Source organism: Falsirhodobacter sp. 1013 (assembly GCF_051195255.1).
Taxonomy (GTDB): domain Bacteria; phylum Pseudomonadota; class Alphaproteobacteria; order Rhodobacterales; family Rhodobacteraceae; genus Falsirhodobacter.
The window spans coordinates 603,897-621,968 of sequence record NZ_JBNJLK010000001.1 but is presented as its reverse complement, the minus strand read 5'-3'; the positions used below and the strand labels follow the sequence as shown (position 1 = coordinate 621,968).

19 protein-coding genes are annotated in these 18,072 nt (G+C 63.0%); 12 read left to right on the top strand and 7 right to left on the bottom strand.

The features are described from left to right. The first annotated feature begins 34 nt into the window (after positions 1 to 34). A complete protein-coding gene (secB, locus tag ACSHZY_RS03180; protein ID WP_435165274.1) occupies positions 35 to 553 on the top strand; it encodes a protein-export chaperone SecB in 519 nt (172 codons plus the stop codon). Here the strand turns inward: secB and dnaQ are convergent. From dnaQ to ACSHZY_RS03160, 4 genes are read right to left on the bottom strand one after another with little or no spacing between them, the layout of a single operon-like run. After that, the gene (gene dnaQ / locus ACSHZY_RS03175; RefSeq protein WP_435165271.1) at positions 550 to 1,236 is read right to left on the bottom strand and encodes a DNA polymerase III subunit epsilon; all 687 of its coding nucleotides are present in this window, start codon (positions 1,234 to 1,236) and stop codon (positions 550 to 552) included. The two genes, secB and dnaQ, sit on opposite strands and share 4 nt — an antisense overlap. Then, the gene (gene coaE / locus ACSHZY_RS03170; RefSeq protein ID WP_435165269.1) at positions 1,229 to 1,795 is read right to left on the bottom strand and encodes a dephospho-CoA kinase; all 567 of its coding nucleotides are present in this window, start codon (positions 1,793 to 1,795) and stop codon (positions 1,229 to 1,231) included. The genes dnaQ and coaE overlap by 8 nt, the downstream gene beginning before the upstream one ends. Further along, positions 1,792 to 2,622: a shikimate dehydrogenase gene (locus ACSHZY_RS03165; RefSeq protein ID WP_435165266.1), complete on the bottom strand. Its 831-nt coding sequence runs from the start codon at positions 2,620 to 2,622 to the stop codon at positions 1,792 to 1,794. Before ACSHZY_RS03165 ends, coaE begins: the two co-directional genes overlap by 4 nt. After that, a complete protein-coding gene (locus ACSHZY_RS03160; protein WP_435165263.1) occupies positions 2,615 to 3,214 on the bottom strand; it encodes a Maf family protein in 600 nt (199 codons plus the stop codon). The genes ACSHZY_RS03165 and ACSHZY_RS03160 overlap by 8 nt, the downstream gene beginning before the upstream one ends. 410 nt (positions 3,215 to 3,624) lie before the next feature. On the opposite strand from ACSHZY_RS03160, the gene hemJ reads away from it, so the two are divergent. The 7 genes from hemJ to ACSHZY_RS03125 all read left to right on the top strand — a co-directional run bounded on the left by hemJ (position 3,625) and on the right by ACSHZY_RS03125 (position 10,891). Further along, positions 3,625 to 4,062, top strand: a complete 438-nt coding sequence (gene hemJ / locus ACSHZY_RS03155; RefSeq protein WP_435165260.1) for a protoporphyrinogen oxidase HemJ — start codon at positions 3,625 to 3,627, stop codon at positions 4,060 to 4,062. A gap of 138 nt (positions 4,063 to 4,200) precedes the next feature. Further along, a complete protein-coding gene (gene rho / locus ACSHZY_RS03150; protein ID WP_435165470.1) occupies positions 4,201 to 5,469 on the top strand; it encodes a transcription termination factor Rho in 1,269 nt (422 codons plus the stop codon). Positions 5,470 to 5,487: 18 nt separating this feature from the next. Then, positions 5,488 to 6,759, top strand: a complete 1,272-nt coding sequence (gene mnmE, locus ACSHZY_RS03145) for a tRNA uridine-5-carboxymethylaminomethyl(34) synthesis GTPase MnmE (RefSeq protein ID WP_435165258.1) — start codon at positions 5,488 to 5,490, stop codon at positions 6,757 to 6,759. 9 nt (positions 6,760 to 6,768) lie between these two features. Further along, complete coding sequence (mnmG, locus tag ACSHZY_RS03140; protein ID WP_435165256.1) at positions 6,769 to 8,631, top strand: tRNA uridine-5-carboxymethylaminomethyl(34) synthesis enzyme MnmG; 1,863 nt, start codon at positions 6,769 to 6,771, stop codon at positions 8,629 to 8,631. Then, on the top strand, positions 8,621 to 9,217 hold the full coding sequence (rsmG, locus tag ACSHZY_RS03135; RefSeq protein ID WP_435165253.1) for a 16S rRNA (guanine(527)-N(7))-methyltransferase RsmG: 597 nt from the start codon (positions 8,621 to 8,623) through the stop codon (positions 9,215 to 9,217). The genes mnmG and rsmG overlap by 11 nt, the downstream gene beginning before the upstream one ends. Next, on the top strand, positions 9,210 to 10,004 hold the full coding sequence (locus tag ACSHZY_RS03130; protein ID WP_435165250.1) for a ParA family protein: 795 nt from the start codon (positions 9,210 to 9,212) through the stop codon (positions 10,002 to 10,004). Before rsmG ends, ACSHZY_RS03130 begins: the two co-directional genes overlap by 8 nt. Further along, positions 10,001 to 10,891 (top strand): ParB/RepB/Spo0J family partition protein, encoded by an 891-nt coding sequence (locus ACSHZY_RS03125; protein WP_435165248.1) that lies wholly within the window; start codon positions 10,001 to 10,003, stop codon positions 10,889 to 10,891. Before ACSHZY_RS03130 ends, ACSHZY_RS03125 begins: the two co-directional genes overlap by 4 nt. Before the next feature lie 31 nt (positions 10,892 to 10,922). Here ACSHZY_RS03125 and ACSHZY_RS03120 read toward each other — a convergent pair whose 3' ends face one another. Beyond that, complete coding sequence (locus ACSHZY_RS03120) at positions 10,923 to 11,414, bottom strand: nucleotide exchange factor GrpE (protein ID WP_435165467.1); 492 nt, start codon at positions 11,412 to 11,414, stop codon at positions 10,923 to 10,925. A gap of 49 nt (positions 11,415 to 11,463) precedes the next feature. After that, positions 11,464 to 12,522 (bottom strand): heat-inducible transcriptional repressor HrcA, encoded by a 1,059-nt coding sequence (hrcA, locus tag ACSHZY_RS03115; RefSeq protein ID WP_435165245.1) that lies wholly within the window; start codon positions 12,520 to 12,522, stop codon positions 11,464 to 11,466. A 97-nt stretch (positions 12,523 to 12,619) separates the two neighbouring features. Between hrcA and rph the strand changes: the two genes are divergently transcribed. Genes rph through hemW form a run of 4 tightly spaced genes read left to right on the top strand, consistent with a single transcriptional unit; the run spans position 12,620 to position 15,463 of the window. Next, positions 12,620 to 13,333, top strand: a complete 714-nt coding sequence (rph, locus tag ACSHZY_RS03110; RefSeq protein ID WP_435165242.1) for a ribonuclease PH — start codon at positions 12,620 to 12,622, stop codon at positions 13,331 to 13,333. Further along, positions 13,330 to 13,938 carry an RdgB/HAM1 family non-canonical purine NTP pyrophosphatase gene (gene rdgB / locus ACSHZY_RS03105; protein ID WP_435165239.1) on the top strand — a complete coding sequence of 203 codons (609 nt, stop codon included), beginning with the start codon at positions 13,330 to 13,332 and terminating at the stop codon, positions 13,936 to 13,938. The genes rph and rdgB overlap by 4 nt, the downstream gene beginning before the upstream one ends. Next, the gene (locus ACSHZY_RS03100; protein WP_435165464.1) at positions 13,935 to 14,306 is read left to right on the top strand and encodes a RidA family protein; all 372 of its coding nucleotides are present in this window, start codon (positions 13,935 to 13,937) and stop codon (positions 14,304 to 14,306) included. Before rdgB ends, ACSHZY_RS03100 begins: the two co-directional genes overlap by 4 nt. Before the next feature lie 5 nt (positions 14,307 to 14,311). After that, on the top strand, positions 14,312 to 15,463 hold the full coding sequence (gene hemW, locus ACSHZY_RS03095) for a radical SAM family heme chaperone HemW (RefSeq protein WP_435165236.1): 1,152 nt from the start codon (positions 14,312 to 14,314) through the stop codon (positions 15,461 to 15,463). Here the strand turns inward: hemW and mutS are convergent, their stop codons facing one another. After that, positions 15,464 to 18,061 carry a DNA mismatch repair protein MutS gene (gene mutS / locus ACSHZY_RS03090; protein ID WP_435165233.1) on the bottom strand — a complete coding sequence of 866 codons (2,598 nt, stop codon included), beginning with the start codon at positions 18,059 to 18,061 and terminating at the stop codon, positions 15,464 to 15,466. Positions 18,062 to 18,072: the final 11 nt, after the last annotated feature.

Sequence of the window (18,072 nt, the reverse complement as noted above, 5' to 3'; positions counted from 1 at the left end):
TGCTAGAACATCTCCGGACATCAAGGAGTTTTCCATGACCGACGTGAACGGCACCGCCCCGTCTGCCCCGCCTTCTGCCCCGCCGCAGGTGCGTATGCAGGCCCTGGCCCAATATGTGCGCGACCTGTCCTTCGAGAACATGGTTGCCCAGAAGGGCATTTCGGGGGCGGACGTCCAGCCGGACATCCAAGTGCAGGTCAGCCTGGACGGTCGCAAGCGTGCTGCACCGAACCAGTACGAGGTCACGACGAAGTTCAAGGTGACGTCGAAGAACAAGAACGGCGGCGAGACGCTGTTCCTGCTGGAGTTGGATTACGGGGGGCTGTTCCAGATCGAGGGCGTTCCGGAGGAGCAGATCCACCCGTTCCTTCTGATCGAATGCCCGCGCCTGCTGTTCCCTTTCATCCGCCGCATCATCTCGGACGTGACTCGTGACGGCGGCTTCCCGTCACTGAACGTGGACAACGTCGACTTTCTGGCACTCTACCGGGCAGAGCTTCAGCGGCGCGCTGCAGCCCAGCAGAACGCGCCGTCCACCGACACGGTGGTCTAACCGCGCTTTCGCCAGATCGCGCCGTCGCCCAGCTTTGCCACGAAGGCAGCATGGGCGGCGGCTTCCGCTTCGGTCAGGCGCGGGGCTAGCGGGGTCGGTCGCGGACGCGGGCGCCAGTCGCTGACGATGCCGTCCTTGCGCGCAGGGCCCGTGGTCAGCACCAGATCGGGCTGGCGGCCGCCAATCAGTTCCAGATACACCTCTGCCAGAATTTCACTGTCCAGAAGCGCCCCGTGCTTGGTGCGGGAAGAGTTGTCGATGCCAAACCGCCGGCACAGCGCGTCGAGCGAGGCGGGCGAGCCCGGAAAACGGCGGCGGGCGATGGCCAGCGAATCCAGCGCCTGCGTCATTGGCAGTTCCGGAAGCCCCATCCGCTTCAACTCGTAGTTCAGGAATTTCATGTCGAAGCTGGCATTGTGGATGACCAGCCGCGCGTCACCGACGAAATCCAGAAACTCCTGCCCGATGCTGGCGAAGACCGGCTTGTCGCGCAGGAACTCCTCCGAGATGCCGTGCACGTCGAACGCCTCTTTCGGCATGTTGCGTTCGGGATTGATGTACTGGTGATAGGTGCGGCCCGTGGGCATGTGGTTCAGCAGCTCCACGCCGCCGATTTCGACGATCCGATCGCCGGTGAAGGGGTCGAGGCCGGTGGTCTCGGTATCCAGAACGATTTCACGCATGGGAACGGAGATAGCGGATCAGGGCATGGACCTGCAAGCGTGTCGCGTCCATCTCCAGCGTCTCCATCACGTGATCGGCGCGGGCCCGCTTTTCCCGGTCCGGCATCTGGCGCGACAGGATGAGGGCGAACGTCTCCTCGGTCATGCCGGGGCGGGCCAGCACGCGGGCGCGCTGGAGCGCGGGCGGCGCGGTCACGAGGAGGGTGGCATCCACCGGGATGCCCCGTTCGAACAGCAGGGGAATGTCGTAGACGACCAGATCCGTCTGCGGACGGAACCGGTCCCGATCCGCCGCGACCAGCGGATGCACGATGCCTTCGATGCGGGCCAAGGCCGTGGGATCGGCGGCGATGATCGCCTTCAGGACCGGACGGTCGACATGATCGGTGACCGCCGCGGGAAAGGCCGTGCGCATCGGTTCCACCGCCGCGCCACCCGGCCCGTACAGCCGGTGCACGGCCGCGTCGGCGTCCCAGACGGGCACCCCCGCCTCTGTGAACATGGCGGCCGTGGTCGACTTCCCCATCCCGATGGAGCCGGTGAGGCCGAGGCGGATCATCCCTGCACGAAGTCGCGCGTCGCCTGATCCACCTCAGGGCGCTGGCCAAACCAACGTTCGAACCCGGGCGCCGCCTGATGAAGAAGCATTCCCAGCCCGTCCACCACGGTGCAGCCCATGGCGCGCGCTTCCGCCAGCAGGGTGGTTTCCAGCGGGGTGTAGACGATGTCCGAAACCGTGGCCTTGGGGGACAGCGCGTCCAGCGGCACGCGGAAGTCGGGCTTGCCCACCATGCCAAGGGAGGAGGTGTTCACCACCGTCATCGCATCCTCCAGCATGTTGGCGGCCTGGATCCAGTCCTGCACAAGGACGCGGGGGCCGAAATCGGCGCGCAGCGCTTCGGCGCGGGCGCGGGTGCGGTTGGCCACGCGAATCTCGGGCACACCGGCCTCGATCAGGGCGGCGATCACGGCCCGGGCCGCGCCGCCGGCGCCGATCAGGGCCGCCGGGCCAGCCTTCGGGTCCCAGTTCGGGGCGCCCTGGCGCAGGCTGGCCAGAAACCCGGTACCATCCGTGTTATCGGCATAGATCCGGCCGTCGGGAAGGAACGTGATGGTGTTCGCGGCTCCGATCAGGGCGGCCCGGTCCGTCACCACATCGGCCAGACCGATCATCGCCTCCTTGTGCGGGATGGTGACGTTGACGCCGACGAAACCCGCCTTTGGAAGCGCGCGGATCACATGCTCCAGATCCGGCCCTCCGACATCCATGGGAACGTAATGCCCGGGAAGGCCATAGCGTTGCAGCCAGTAGCCGTGCAGGCGGGGAGAACGGCTGTGGGCGATCGGATGGCCGATGACGCCGGCCAGCGGAATGCGGTCAGCCATCGATGAACCCCCGGTTTCCCAGCCACGCCAGAAGCGGCAGCAGGGGAAGGCCCATCACGGTGAACCAGTCGCCTTTGACTTCGGTGAACAGGCGCACGCCTTCCTCCTCCAGTTTGTAGCCGCCGGCGGAATGGCGGAGGCTGTCCCAATTGCGTTGAAGATAGCCGTCGAGCCACGCTTCGGAAAAGGGACGCATGACCATCCGCACGTCATCGATGTGCCGCCACACGGGTTTGGCGTTTTCATAAACCACCACGGCCGAGAGCAGCTGGTGCGTCTGACCGCGCAACCTCAGAAGCTGGTCCCTCGCGCGGTCCGGAGTGTCAGGCTTTCCGTAGATTTGGCCGCCGAACAACAAAACCTGGTCGCTGCCGATGACGACGGCGTCCGGATGACGTTCGGCAATCTTGCGGGCCTTCATCTCGGCCAAGGTGTCCGCCACGTCCCGAGGCTTTGCGCTTTCAGCTTCGAGGGAAGCGCGGATGGAGCCTTCATCGATGCGGGCCGGAATGCAGTCCACGGACAGCCCCGCTTTCGCCATCATCTGGCGGCGTGATTCGGACGATGTGGCAAGAATAAGGCGAGTTGTCATGGGGCTGGGCGAATCTGTGGAGGAATCAGGGTCGAATCATGAGGGCCAGTTCCGGGAAAATTTCCCTTGACGCAGGGATGGACAGAGCGGCGCGCCAAGTCAAGATTCGGCCCAAACTTATCCACCTGTGGATGACGAAAATCCGCTTGGTGGCGAATCGGGGATATTCCCGATTCCTTCATCATCATTCACAGAGTTATCCACAAACAAGGAGCAGGCCTACTACCCCTTATTTATAGGGCTACTTATGAGAAATTGGTACAATTCGGAACTGAGTCGCCCCAGCGGCCATCCACAGGGCGCAGCTTGTGCAAAAGCCCTGTGCGGGATATCCGTGATTCAGATATCCACACCCCTTACTTCATCATCATTCTTCTTCTTATAAGACTTCTTTTTAGAAAGGAGAGGGCATGTCCGACGTGCTGACCAACGCCTACCCGTGGATCAAGGCGTTCCACGTGATCGCGGTGATCGCCTGGATGGCCGGTCTGTTCTATCTGCCACGGCTTTATGTCTATCACGCCGAAAATGACGTGCCCGAGGCCTTGTTCCAGACGATGGAGCGCCGGTTGCTGCGCGCGATCATCAACCCGGCCATGATCGCGACCTGGGTGCTCGGCCTGGCGCTGGTGTTTACGCCCGGCGTGGTGGACTGGTCGCAGGTCTGGCCTTGGACCAAGGCGGCTGGCGTTCTGGCGATGAGCGGGTTCCACGGATGGCTGGCGGCCCGGCGCAAGGACTTCGAGCGTGGGGAGAACCGCCTTTCCGGCCGGACCTACCGCATAATGAACGAGGTGCCGACGCTGCTGATGGTGTTGATCGTGGTGTCGGTGATCGTGCGGTTCTAGTTGACTCGAACGCTCGGGACGCCTATCTGCGGCATCAGCAGGACCGTCCGGTCCACAGCATCCTCCGTTCCGACGTGACCCGAGCGCGCCTTGCCGCGCCCCCAAGACAAGTTTCCCCGCATGACCGAAATGACCGAGATCATCGAACGCCTCAACCTTTCCGATCTGAAGGCCAAGACGCCTGCGGACCTTCTAGCCATGGCCGAGGAGTGGGAGATCGAGAACGCGCCGTCCATGCGCAAGGGCGAGATGATGTTCCAGCTGTTGAAGGAACATGCCGAGGAAGGCTGGGAGATCGGCGGGGACGGCGTTCTGGAAGTGCTGCAGGACGGCTTCGGCTTCCTTCGGTCGCCGGAAGCGAACTATCTGTCGGGTCCGGACGACATCTATGTCTCGCCCGAGATGATCCGGCAGTATTCGCTGCGCACCGGCGACACGGTCGAAGGCGTCATCAAGGCGCCCAGCGAGACGGAACGCTACTTCTGCCTGACCCGTCTGCAGAAGATCAACTTCGACACGCCGGAAAATGCCCGCCACAAGGTGCATTTCGACAACTTGACGCCGCTCTATCCCGACGAGCGGCTGAAGATGGAAGTCGAGGATCCGACCTTCAAGGACCGCTCGGCCCGCATCATCGATCTCGTCTCACCGATCGGGAAAGGGCAGCGCGCGCTGATCGTGGCCCCGCCGCGGACGGGCAAGACAGTGCTGCTGCAGAACATCGCCCATTCCATCGCGACCAATCACCCCGAGTGCTATCTGATCGTGCTGCTGATCGACGAGCGGCCTGAAGAGGTGACGGACATGCAGCGCAGCGTGAAGGGCGAGGTGGTGTCGTCGACCTTCGACGAGCCCGCGACGCGTCACGTGGCCGTGGCCGAGATGGTGATCGAGAAGGCCAAGCGCCTGGTGGAACACAAGCGCGACGTGGTGATCCTGCTGGACAGCATCACGCGCCTGGGCCGGGCCTTCAACACGGTCGTGCCGTCCTCGGGCAAGGTGCTGACAGGGGGTGTGGACGCGAACGCGCTGCAACGCCCCAAGCGCTTCTTCGGCGCGGCCCGGAACATCGAGGAAGGCGGCTCTCTGACCATCATCGCCACTGCGCTGATCGACACCGGCAGCCGGATGGACGAGGTGATCTTCGAGGAGTTCAAGGGCACCGGCAACTCCGAGATCGTGCTGGACCGCAAGGTGGCGGACAAGCGCGTCTTCCCGGCGATGGACATCCTCAAATCTGGTACGCGGAAAGAGGATCTGCTGGTCGACAAGTCGGATCTTCAGAAGACCTATGTGCTGCGCCGGATCCTGAACCCGATGGGCACCACGGACGCGATCGAGTTCCTGATTTCCAAGCTGAAGCAGACGAAATCGAACTCCGAATTCTTTGATTCGATGAATACCTGATATATCAAGGGGTTACGTATGGACACGATCTACGCCCTTGCCAGCGCCCGTGGCAGGGCGGGGGTCTCGGTCATACGTATCTCGGGACCGTTGGCATTTGACACGGTGAAGGCCTTGGGGGTGGAAACGCTCCCGGAGCCTCGTCGTGCCGCCTTGAGACGGTTGAGCGACGAGAACGGCACTTTGGACGAAGCCTTGGTGCTGTTGTTCCGCAAGGGCGCCAGCTTCACCGGCGAAGATGTGGCGGAACTGCATGTTCATGGTAGTGTGGCCACCATTTCCGCCGTGCTGCGTGCGTTATCCAGGTTGCCAGGATGCCGGCTGGCGGAGGCGGGGGAGTTCACCCGCCGCGCGCTCGAAAACGGCTGTCTGGACCTGGCGCAGGTCGAGGGACTGGCAGACCTGATCGACGCCGAGACGGAGTCCCAGCGGCGGCAGGCGCTGAGGGTTTTGTCCGGTGCGATCGGACGGCGCGCCGAAGGATGGCGTCGCGACTTGATCCGTGCGGCAGCCTTGATCGAAGCCACCATCGATTTCGCCGATGAAGAAGTGCCGGTCGATGTCTCTCCCGAGGTGACAGCGCTTCTGGATGCCGTGTTGGCTGATCTTCGCCATGAGGTTGAAGGAAGTCGGGCGGCAGAACGTATCCGGGACGGATTCGAAGTGGCCATCGTGGGCGCTCCGAATTCAGGAAAATCAACTCTTCTCAATGCCTTGGCAGGTCGCGATGCGGCATTGACCTCGGATGTTGCGGGCACGACGCGCGACATCATCGAAGTGCGCATGGATATGGGCGGATTGGCTGTCACGGTTCTGGACACCGCGGGTTTGCGGACCACCGATGACAGGATCGAAACCTTGGGCATCGAGCGTGCCTTGCACCGGGCTCGTCAGGCCGATCTGCGGGTATTCCTGGATGATGGTACGGATCTTGTTCTGGATCCTCTGGACGGCGATATCGTCGTGGGGGCCAAGGCTGACCTGACGGGTGCGGGTGTCTCGGGCCTGACGGGGCAGGGGTTGGATGCGTTGATGGACGCTATCACCTCCAAGTTGCAAGCCCTCAGCGCCCACTCCGGCACAATCACGCGAGAACGTCATCGCGTGGCGGTCCTGCAAGCGATTGGACATTTAGAATCCGCGCGGGATGAGTTAAGATCGGGAACACGAGATGAAGTGGCCGCGGAAAAGCTGCGTCGTGGGATTTTTGAACTGGACATGCTGGTCGGCCGTGTAGATGTCGAAGATCTTCTGAGCGAGATCTTTTCAAGTTTCTGTATTGGGAAATAGGTGTTTCACGTGAAACATTATTCAGTCATCGTTATCGGCGGGGGACATGCAGGCGTGGAAGCGGCTGCCGCTGCTGCGCGTATGGGTGTTCAGACACTTCTCGTCAGCTTGGATAAGGACAAGATCGGGATCATGTCCTGCAACCCGGCCATCGGTGGCTTGGGAAAAGGCCATTTGGTGCGCGAGATTGATGCCCTGGATGGCGTAATGGCACGGGCGGGAGATTTGGCGGGCATCCAGTATCGCCTTTTGAACCGCCGCAAAGGCGCGGCAGTACAAGGTCCTAGAATCCAAGCTGACCGTAAGCTGTACCGACTTGCAGTACAAGACGCTGTGCGGCGGACGCAAAACCTTGATGTTCTTTCGGGTGAAGTCGTCGGCCTTTTGTTGAGGAACGACAAGGTTTACGGTGTGGAACTGGCGGGCGATATTCAAATTACCGCTGAGGCTGTTGTTCTGACCTCCGGCACCTTCCTGAATGGCGTCATCCATATAGGCGACAAGCATCATGCTGGTGGCCGTATGGGGGATCGCCCCTCTATCTCTCTCGCCCACCAGTTGGCAGATCTAGGTCTTCATAAAGGTCGGTTGAAGACTGGAACCCCCCCCCGTTTGGATGGGCGTACGATTGATTGGGCGCGTCTTGAACATCAGGCTGGCGATGAAGAGCCTGTGATGCTGTCGTTTTTGTCGCCGGGACCTGCAGTACCTCAAATCTCGTGTGGAGTTACCCATACGAATGACCGGACACATGATATTGTTCGATCGAATCTGGCCAGGTCTGCGATGTATGGCGGGCATATCGAAGGGGTCGGGCCACGCTATTGCCCATCGATCGAAGATAAAATCGTTCGGTTCGCGGATAAGACGTCCCACCAGATCTTCTTGGAACCCGAAGGCCTTGATGACCCGACAGTGTATCCAAACGGAATCTCTACTTCCCTACCAGCCGAAGTTCAGGAAGAATATGTCCGGACAATTGTCGGGTTGGAAAATGTCAAGATTACCCAGCCTGGATACGCGATTGAGTATGACTTCTTCGACCCTCGGGGCCTGACGGAGGCGTTGGAGCTGCGGGATATCGAAAACTTCTGGATGGCGGGCCAGATCAATGGCACGACAGGCTATGAGGAAGCGGGTGCCCAAGGGCTGATCGCCGGTTTGAACGCTGCCCTCCGGGTTCAGATGAAAGAACAAAAAACGTTCAGCCGGACGGACACCTACCTTGGAGTGATGACATCCGATCTGGTAACTCGGGGGGTGACGGAACCGTATAGGATGTTCACCTCGCGAGCCGAATTCCGACTTTCTTTGCGTGCGGACAATGCGGATCAAAGGCTTACAGAGGTCGGTGTTGACCTTGGTGTGGTTCATGAAGAACGAGCACGAGCTTTCGAAGAAAAGGTGGGTTTGATAGATGCTGGTGTGACCGAGCTTTCCGCTCTTCAACTGTCGCCTAGCGAACTTCACGCGCGTGGGATCAAGATCAGCAAGGACGGGGTAAGGAGGAGTGGCCTCTCCGTTCTTGCCATTGATGGTGTATCGGATAATTCTCTTGATGATCTCGCACCAATCTTCGCGCGTCTTCCAAAAGGGATTCGTCAGCAGGTGGTGACGGATGCGATATACAGTCAATACACGGATCGGCAGAAGGTGGCGGCGGAAGCTCTTCAACGTGATGAAGCCACCATTCTTCCGGATGAACTGGATTTCCTGTCCATATCCGGCTTATCTAACGAGCTTATAGGCAAGTTGCTTCGCTACAAGCCCAAGACAATCGCTGCAGCGAAACAAATTGAAGGTATGACCCCCGCTGCCTTGATCTTGATCTTGGCTCGGATCAGGAAAAATGGGGCTAAACTTGCTGGATGATGTTTCACGTGAAACACAACTTGTGCTGGAGGACTTCACAGCCTCTTTGTTGAAGTGGACTCAGAAGATCAACCTCATTGGAAAAGCGTCCGAGGAGGATGTCTGGCAACGGCATATATTAGACTCCCTTCAGCTCTATGCCTTGGGGGGAGAAGGCCCTCATTGGGTTGATCTGGGCAGCGGGGGTGGTCTTCCAGGGTTGGTGATTGCTATTCTTTCAAAAGAGAAGCATGAGTGCCGCAAGGTGACCATGGTCGAGTCCGACCAACGGAAATGCGCCTTTCTGCGAGAAATGGCCAATCGCTACAAGCTGAGGGTCCAAGTCCTGAATGCTCGGATCGGGGCCGTTCCTCCGCTTGAGGCAGATATTCTCTCGGCCCGTGCCCTGACGGCCTTACCTACTTTATTGGAATACACCCACCTCCATCGATCTACCTCAGGCATCGCGTTGTTCCCCAAGGGCGCCAAGCATCTGGAAGAGATTGCGGAAGCCCAAAAGAAGTGGCAGTTTGAACATGTTGTTCATCCCAGTCGAACCGCTTCCGAAGGCGTGATTGTGGAAGTCGGAAAGCTCTCTCATGTCTGAAAAACCACGTATTATTGCCATTGCCAACCAGAAGGGTGGGGTGGGCAAGACTACGACCGCCATCAATGTCGCCGCTGGATTGGCTGAAAAGGGCAACAGGACCCTTCTTATCGATCTGGATCCTCAAGGGAACGCTTCGACAGGTTTGGGGATAGAGCCGGAGGCTCGCAACCTCACGACATATGATCTTCTTGTCGAAGGCATACCGATTGGCGACGTTCTGTGCCCGACCGCATTTGATCGGTTGTACATCTGTCCTGCTAATTCCGATCTCGCTTCGGCCGATATGGAATTGATAGCGAATGAGCGCCGGACGTTCCTGTTGCAGGACGCCTTGAAGACGCTTTCCGGCGACTTCGATTACGTTCTGATCGATTGCCCTCCATCGTTGAACCTGCTGACGATCAACGCTCTTGTTGCCGCAGACTCGGTGCTTGTTCCCCTTCAGGCCGAGTTCTTTGCACTTGAGGGGCTGTCGCAACTGATGTTGACGGTTCGGGAAGTGCGCCAGACGGCCAATCCCGCCTTGCGCATTGAGGGTGTGGTGCTGACGATGTACGACAAGCGCAACAACCTTTCCCAACTCGTTGAGAATGACGCTCGTCAGACCTTGGGGGAGCTCGTCTTCGCCACGATCATCCCCAGGAACGTAAGGGTCAGCGAGGCGCCGTCCTTCTCGGTTCCTGTTCTGGCCTATGATTCCACGTCCAAAGGCAGCGAAGCCTATCGCGCCTTGGTGGCCGAGATGACCGCGTCCCATCGTACACCCATGAGGAAAAGCGCATGATGGATCGCAAGCCCGAACGTCGCGGCCTAGGCCGTGGCCTTTCCGCCCTCATGGCCGACATCAACGTGTCCGCTCCGTCTGAGAGTGCTCCCCGGCGCGCCGACATGACGCTGCCGATCGAAAAGATCATCCCCAACCCCAACCAGCCCCGACGGGAGTTCTCGTCCGAAGGTCTGGCGGATCTGGCGGCCTCCATCCGGCAGAAGGGCGTGATCCAGCCCCTGATCGTCCGGCCGCTGGAAGGGTCGGATCGCTACGAGATCGTTGCTGGGGAACGTCGCTGGCGGGCCTCGCAGATGGCGCAGCTTCACGACGTTCCGGTCGTGGTACGCGATTTTGACGACACAGAAGTTCTGGAAGTCGCGATTATCGAGAACATTCAACGCGCGGACCTGAACCCGATCGAGGAGGCCATGGGCTTCCGTCAGTTGATGGATCGTTTCGGGCATACGCAGGAAAAACTGGCCGAAGCTCTCTCGAAAAGCCGTCCCCATATAGCTAACCTGTTGAGATTGCTTAATCTTCCAGAGGATGTGCAGGCGCTTTTGCGGGAGGGGCAGATTTCGGCCGGCCACGCCCGTGCCCTCATCACCAGCGAGAATGCCTCGGCCTTGGCTCGTCAGGTGGTGGATCGTGGGTTGTCCGTGCGGGACACGGAACGGCTGGCAAAAGGTCAAACGGAGCGGGGCGAACGTACTCGTGTGCCCAAGGCAGGTCCGAAAGATGCCGACACACGGTCGCTGGAAACGGACCTGACCATAAATCTTGGCATGGAAGTGCAGATCGATCATCTGGCCGGTGGGGAAGGCGGCGTTCTGTCGATCCGCTATGCCACTCTGGATGATCTCGACAATCTGTGCCGCGCACTGTCGTCGATCCGCAAGTAAACCGCCGCGCCCTACGGCGCGGCGGTTTCATTCAGGACGCGGGGGTGGAGGAAACGCCGACCTGGGCAGGACGCAGCAGGCGGTCGTGGATCATGAAGCCTTCGGTCATCACCTGGATGATCTGACCGGCCACAGTTCCGGGAACGGGCGCCTCGAACATCGCCTCGTGGCTTTGCGGATCGAACACATCCCCGACCTTCGGCGAGATCGCCTTCACGCCATGCTTGTCCATGACGTTCAGCAGCTCGCGCATGGTCAGTTCCACACCGTCGAACAAGGCCGCGGCGACCGCGCGCTGTTCCTCCGAGGCCGCTTCCAGCGCGCGACGCAGGTTGTCATGCACCGGCAGCAGATCGCGTGCCAGCCGTGTCCCGCCATAGTTCTCGGCCTCGCGCCGGTCCCGGTCGGCCCGCTTGCGCGCGTTCTCGGCATCCGCCAGCGCGCGCATGAAGCGGTCGCGGTATTCATCCCGCTCGGCCCGCAGGGCGTCCAGCTCGTTGCGATCCGAAACCTCCATGTCCATGGCTTCGGCGTTGTCGATCAGGTCGTCTTTGTGTTCGTCCGTCATCTTTTCATCCTTTTCCCCGTTGCGTGACGAGGCGCCCGACCAGTTGGGCCGTGTAATCGACAATCGGCACGATGCGTCCGTAGTTGAGACGCGTCGGTCCGATGACCCCCACCGCACCAATGATCTTACGATCGGCGTTCATATAGGGAGACACCACCAGAGAGGAACCCGAAAGTGAGAAAAGCTTGTTCTCGGAGCCGATAAAAATACGCACACCATCGCCGACCTCCGCCAGATGCAGGTATTCGGCGATGTCGCGCTTCATCTCCAGATCCTCGAACAGGCTGCGGATGCGTTCCAGATCCTGCGCGTCGTTTTCCAGAAGGTTGGCCTGGCCGCGCACGATCAGCCGCTCCGACGGCTCGCCCGCGTTCTCCCACAAGGCAAGACCGGCATCGACCAGCGCCTGCGCCAGCGTGTCGATCTCCCGCCGCCGCTGTCTCATGTCCTGCACGACGCTTTGGCGAAGTTCGGACAAGGTCCGCCCCCCCGCAAGCGCGTTCAGGAAATTCGCCGCTTCCCGCATGGAGGAGGCGGTCTGACCGGGCGGGGGGGTGAAAACGCGATTCTCAACCTGCCCGTCGGCCAGCACCAGCACGACCAGCGCGCGATCCGCGCCAAGGCTCACGAATTCTATATGGCGGATGGGGGCCTCGTGCTTCGGCGCCAGCACCAGGCTCGCGCCGCGCGTGACGCCCGAAAGCGTCTTGCCCACGCGGTCCAGCAGCGTGGCCACGTCCGCTTCCTCGCCGCTGGCGTCGATCCGTTCGCGGTCCGCGGCCGACACGGTGCCCACTTCCAGCAGCCCGTCCACGAACATCCGTAGCCCCAGATGCGTCGGCACCCGCCCGGCCGAAATGTGGGGGCTGTCCAGCAGACCCAGATGCTCCAGATCCTGCATGACGTTGCGCACCGTGGCCGCGCTGATCTTCTCGTTCATGACACGCGTCAGGGTGCGCGATCCCACCGGTTCGCCGCTGTCGAGATAGCCTTCGACCACGCGGCGAAACACCTCGCGCGAGCGGTCGTTCATATCGGCAAGAAGTTTTGATGTGTCGACCATTCCCCTGATGTAGGAGTTCGCGGCCCGAAACGTCAATCCGGCTTGCAAAAAAGGCCGTCCGGGCGGTATCTGGCGCCATCCAGCAAAGGAGCTTTCCATGCGTCCCTCCGGCCGTTCCCTGAACCAAATGCGCGACGTGGTCATCGAGACCGGCGTGACCAAACATGCCGAAGGCTCCTGCCTGATCAAGATGGGCGACACGCACGTCCTTTGCACCGCCTCGATTGAGGAGAAGCCCCCGTCCTTCCTGCGCAACACCGGTCTGGGCTGGGTCACGGCCGAATACGGCATGCTGCCCCGCGCCACGAACACCCGCACGCGGCGCGAGGCGGCGGCCGGCAAGCAATCCGGCCGCACGCAGGAAATCCAGCGCCTGATCGGCCGTTCGCTGCGCGCGGGCGTGGATCGCAGCGCCCTGGGCGAACGCCAGATCACCATCGACTGCGACGTGATTCAGGCGGATGGCGGCACCCGCTGCGCGTCCATCACCGGGGGCTGGGTGGCCCTGCGTCTGGCCGTGAACAAGCTGCTGAAAACGGGCGTGATCGTGTCCGACCCGATCATCGACCACGTGGCGGCCGTGTCCTGCGGCATCTATGCCGGCCAGCCGGTGCTGGATCTGGACTATGCCGAGGATTCGACCGCCGGCACCGACGGCAACTTCATCCTGACCGGATCGAAGCGCCTGATCGAGGTGCAGATGTCGGCCGAAGGCGCCACCTTCTCGCGCGCCGAGATGATCGAACTGCTGGATCTGGCCGAACTGGGCGTCGAGGGCCTGGTCGCGGCACAGAAGGCCGCCGTCGCATGAGGGCGTTCGAAGGCGACCGCATCCTGTTCGCGACCGGCAACAAGGGCAAGCTGGAGGAAATGCGCGCCCTGCTGGCCCCATACGGCATCACCGTCGAAAGCAACGCCGACCACAATCTGCCCGATCCAGACGAAACGGAAACCACCTTCGTCGGCAATGCACGCATCAAGGCCCATGCAGCGGCCAAGGCCACGGGCCTGCCCGCGTTGGCCGATGACAGCGGCATCACCATCAACGCGCTGGACGGCGCGCCGGGCGTCTACACCGCCGACTGGGCCGAAACCCCGAACGGCCGCGATTTCGTCATGGCCATGACGAAAACGTGGGAAAAGCTGGAAGCCATCGACGCCCCGTTCCCCCGCACCGCCCAGTTCAACGCCACGCTGGTGCTGGCCTGGCCCGACGGCCATGACGAGGTGTTCGTCGGCCGTCTGGACGGGCAGGTCGTCTGGCCGATGCGCGGCGCGCAAGGCCACGGCTACGACCCCATCTTCCAACCGGACGGCTTCGACACCACATTGGGTGAAATGTCGGCCGCGCAGAAGAACGACATCTCCCACCGCGCGGACGCGTTCCGCAAGCTCGTCAAAGGATGTTTCTCGTGAAGCTGATCTCCTCCGGCTCGCCGTTCGAATCGAAGATGGGCTATTCCCGCGCTGTTGTGAAAGGGGACTGGTGCTTCGTGTCCGGCACCACCGGTTACGGCGCAGACGGCACAATGCCGGAAGGCATCGCCGATCAGGCGCGCAACTGCTTTGCCACCATCGCCAAGGCGCTGGCCGAAGGCGGTTTCGCCATGACGGACGTGGTGCGCGTGCAATACACCGTCACCGACGCCGCACTGGTCGATGACCTTGTGCCCGCTTTGGGCGAGGTGTTCGCCGACATCCGCCCGGCGGCCACCATGGTCGTCGCGGGCCTGATCCGCCCCGAGATGCTGGTGGAAATTGAAGTCACCGGGCTGAAGGGCTGAGGAACATGGAAGACTGGCGGAACGGCGGGTTCGGGCTGTACCTGCACTGGCCGTTCTGCCAGTCGAAATGCCCGTATTGCGACTTCAACAGCCATGTGGCCACCCGCATCGACCAGTCCCGCTGGCAGGCGGCCTATCTGGCCGAGATCGACCGTGTGGGTCGCGAAACGTCCGGCCGCGTGCTGAACACGGTCTTTTTCGGCGGGGGCACCCCGTCGCTGATGGATCCGGAGGTCGTCCACGCGATCCTGGATCGCGTGCGCTCCACATGGAACATCGCCAACGATCTTGAGGTGACGCTGGAGGCCAATCCCGGTTCGGTGGAGGCGGGACGTTTCCGCGCCTATGCCGAAGGCGGGGTCAACCGCATCTCCATGGGGGTGCAGGCGCTGAACGACGCCGACCTGCGGCGTCTGGGCCGCCTGCATTCCGTGGCCGAGGCGCGGGCCGCCTTCGACATCGCCCGCGCCACTTTTGATCGCGTCAGCTTCGACCTCATCTACGCCCGTCAGGACCAGACCCTCCCTCAGTGGGAGGCGGAGCTGCGCGAGGCGCTGTCCATGGCCGTGGACCACCTGTCGATGTACCAGCTGACGATCGAGGACGGGACCGCCTTTGGCGATCGTTTAGCGCGGGGCGGGTTGAAGGGTCTGCCTTCGGACGACCTGGGGGCCGACATGTACGCCCTGACGCAGGAGGTATGCGAAGCCCATGGCATGCCCGCCTACGAGATCTCGAACCACGCCCGCGACGGGGCCGAGAGCCGCCACAACCGCATCTACTGGCAGGGCGGCGATTACGCCGGCATCGGCCCCGGCGCGCATGGCCGCCTGACGCTGGACAGCATCCGCTGGGCCACGGTGGCGCAGCGGATGCCGGCCGCCTGGCTCGCCGCCGCCGAGGCGGGGCGGGGGGAGGAGCCGCGCGAGGCGGTGCCCCCGTCCGAGATGGCGGACGAATACCTGATCATGGGGCTGCGCCTGCGCGAAGGCCTGGACCTGACCCGTCTGCGCGCGCTGGCACCCAAGGCGATCAGCGAACGGGGGCTGACCGACATGCTGGACCTTGGCATGGTGGCGCTGGAGGGCGAGCGCCTGCGCGCGACCCCGCAGGGGCGGGTCGTGCTGAACGCGGTCATCACCGCGCTGGCCGCCTGATCACAGCATCCCGCGCAGGTCGTACAGCAGGCGCAGCGCCTCCATCGGCGTCATCTCGTCGGGATGCACCTCGCGCAAGCGCGCTTCCACGGTTGACGGTTTCGGGGCCGCGGGCGCAGGGGGCGGTGGCACACGGAACAAAGGCAGGTCGTCGATCAGCGCCGTCTTGCGGGTGCCGTCGCGGTCGCCCGATTCTAGCGCCTCCAGCACGGCCTTCGCCCGCTCGATCACCGGCGCGGGCAGGCCCGCCAGCCGCGCGACCTGCACGCCATAGGAGCGGTCGGCCGCGCCCTTCGTCACCTCGTGCAGGAAGATCACGTCGCCGTTCCATTCGCGCACGGTGACGGTGGCATTGTCCACGCCCGAAAGCTTGGCCGACAGGGCCGTCATCTCGTGGTAATGGGTCGCAAACAGGGCGCGGCAGCGGTTCTGGTCGTGCAGATGCTCCAGCGTGGCCCAGGCGATGGACAACCCGTCATAGGTCGCCGTGCCGCGCCCGATCTCGTCCAGAATCACCAGCGCGCGGTCGTCGGCCTGGTTCAGGATGGCGGCGGTTTCCACCATCTCCACCATGAAGGTCGAACGGCCCCGCGCCAGATCGTCGGCGGCGCCCACGCGGCTGAACAACTGGCTGACCATGCCGATATGCGTCGACCGGGCCGGTACGAAACTGCCCGCCTGCGCCAGCAGCGCGATCAGCGCGTTCTGGCGCAGGAAGGTCGACTTCCCCGCCATGTTCGGCCCCGTCAACAGCCAGATCGCGGGGGTCGCGTCCGGCGTCAGCGCGCAGTCGTTGGCGACGAACGCCTCGCCCTTGCGGCGCAGGGCCCGCTCCACCACCGGGTGGCGGCCCTGTTCCACATGAAACGCGCGACTGTCGTCGATCTTCGGCTCCACCCAATCCTCGGACGCCGCCAGATCGGCCAGCGCCGCCGCGACGTCCAGCACCGCCAGCGCCCGCGCCGCGGTGCCGATGGCTGCCGCGTGGCGCAGGATGTCATTCCTCAAAGCCGCAAAATGCCGCCGCTCCAGCTCCATCGCGTGGCCGGAGGCGTTGAGGATGCGCGTCTCCAGCTCCGACAGTTCCAGCGTCGTGAAACGGATCTGGTTCGCGGTGGTCTGCCGGTGGATGAAGCCCGCCCCGCGCAGAGTGGCCTCATGGGTGGAGGTCACCTCGATGAAATAGCCCAGCACGTTGTTGTGCTTGATCTTCAGGCTTTGCACGCCGGTGCGGTCGATGAATTCGGCCTGCATGTGGGCGATGACGCCGCGCCCTTCGTCGCGCAGGCGGCGGGTGTCGTCCAGTTCGGCGTCATACCCTTCCGCGATGAAGCCCCCGTCGCGGGCCAGAAGCGGCGGTTCGGCCACAAGGGCCTGGTCCAGCAGCGCCACCAGATCGTCATGGCCGGTCAGCGCGGCCAGCGCCTCGGCCAGATGGGGAGGGGCGTCGGGCAGGGCGATGCGGCGCGCCTGTTCCAGACCCGTGCGGATCGCGGTCATGTCGCGCGGCCCCGCGCGGTCCAGCGCTAGCCGCTGCAAGGCCCGGTCCATGTCGGGCACCCGGCGCAGGCTGTCGCGCAGCCCGTCGCGCAACCGCGCGTCCAAAAGGAACCGCACCCCGTCCAGCCGCGCCCGGATCGTCCCCAGATCGCAGGAGGGCGCCGCCAGACGCCGTTCCAGCAACCGTGCCCCCGGAGCCGTCACCGTCCGGTCGATCGCCGCCAGAAGCGAGCCTTCGCGCCCGCCCGACAGCGCCTGCGAAATCTCCAGGTTGCGGCGGGTGGAGGCGTCGATCTGCATCGCAGCACCCGGCGCCTCGCGCACCGGCGGACGCAGAAGGGGCAGCTTCCCGCGCTGGGTCAGTTCCAGATACTCGACCACCGCGCCCAGGGCCGCCACCTCGCAGCGCCCGAAGGTCCCGAACGCTTCCAGCGATCCCACCTGCCACAACTCGCGCAGCCGCCTTTCTGCGGACGCGCTGTCGAAGCTGGATTTCGCCAAGGGCGTTACCGCGGCTCCCACCTCGGCCAGAAGGCCGGAAAGCTCCGCTTCCTGCGTGTCGCTCACCAGAACCTCGCGCGGGGACAGGCGGGCCAGTTCCGGCAGAAGGCGCGGCAGGGGGCAGGGCATGACCCGCAACTCTCCGGTGGAGATGTCGGTCCAGGCCAGCGCGCCTTCGTCCCGGATGCGGGCATAGGCCACAAGGAAGTTGTGCCGCCGCGCTTCCAGCAGCGCATCCTCGGTCAGGGTGCCGGGCGTCACCAGCCGCACCACCTCGCGCCGGACGACGGACTTGTAGCCGCGCTTCTTCGCCTCGGCCGGGTCCTCCATCTGCTCGGCGATGGCCACGCGGAAACCCTTGCGGATCAGGCCCAGCAGATAGCCTTCGGCCGCATGGGCCGGCACGCCACACATGGCGATGTCCTCGCCCAGATGCTTGCCGCGCTTGGTCAAGGCGATGTCCAGCGCCTCGGCTGCCAGAACCGCGTCGTCGAAGAACATCTCGTAGAAGTCGCCCATGCGATAGAACAGAAGCGCCGCCGGATGCTGCGCCTTGATCTCCAGATATTGCGCCATCATCGGGGTGGGTTCGGTCATCGCGCTCTCCT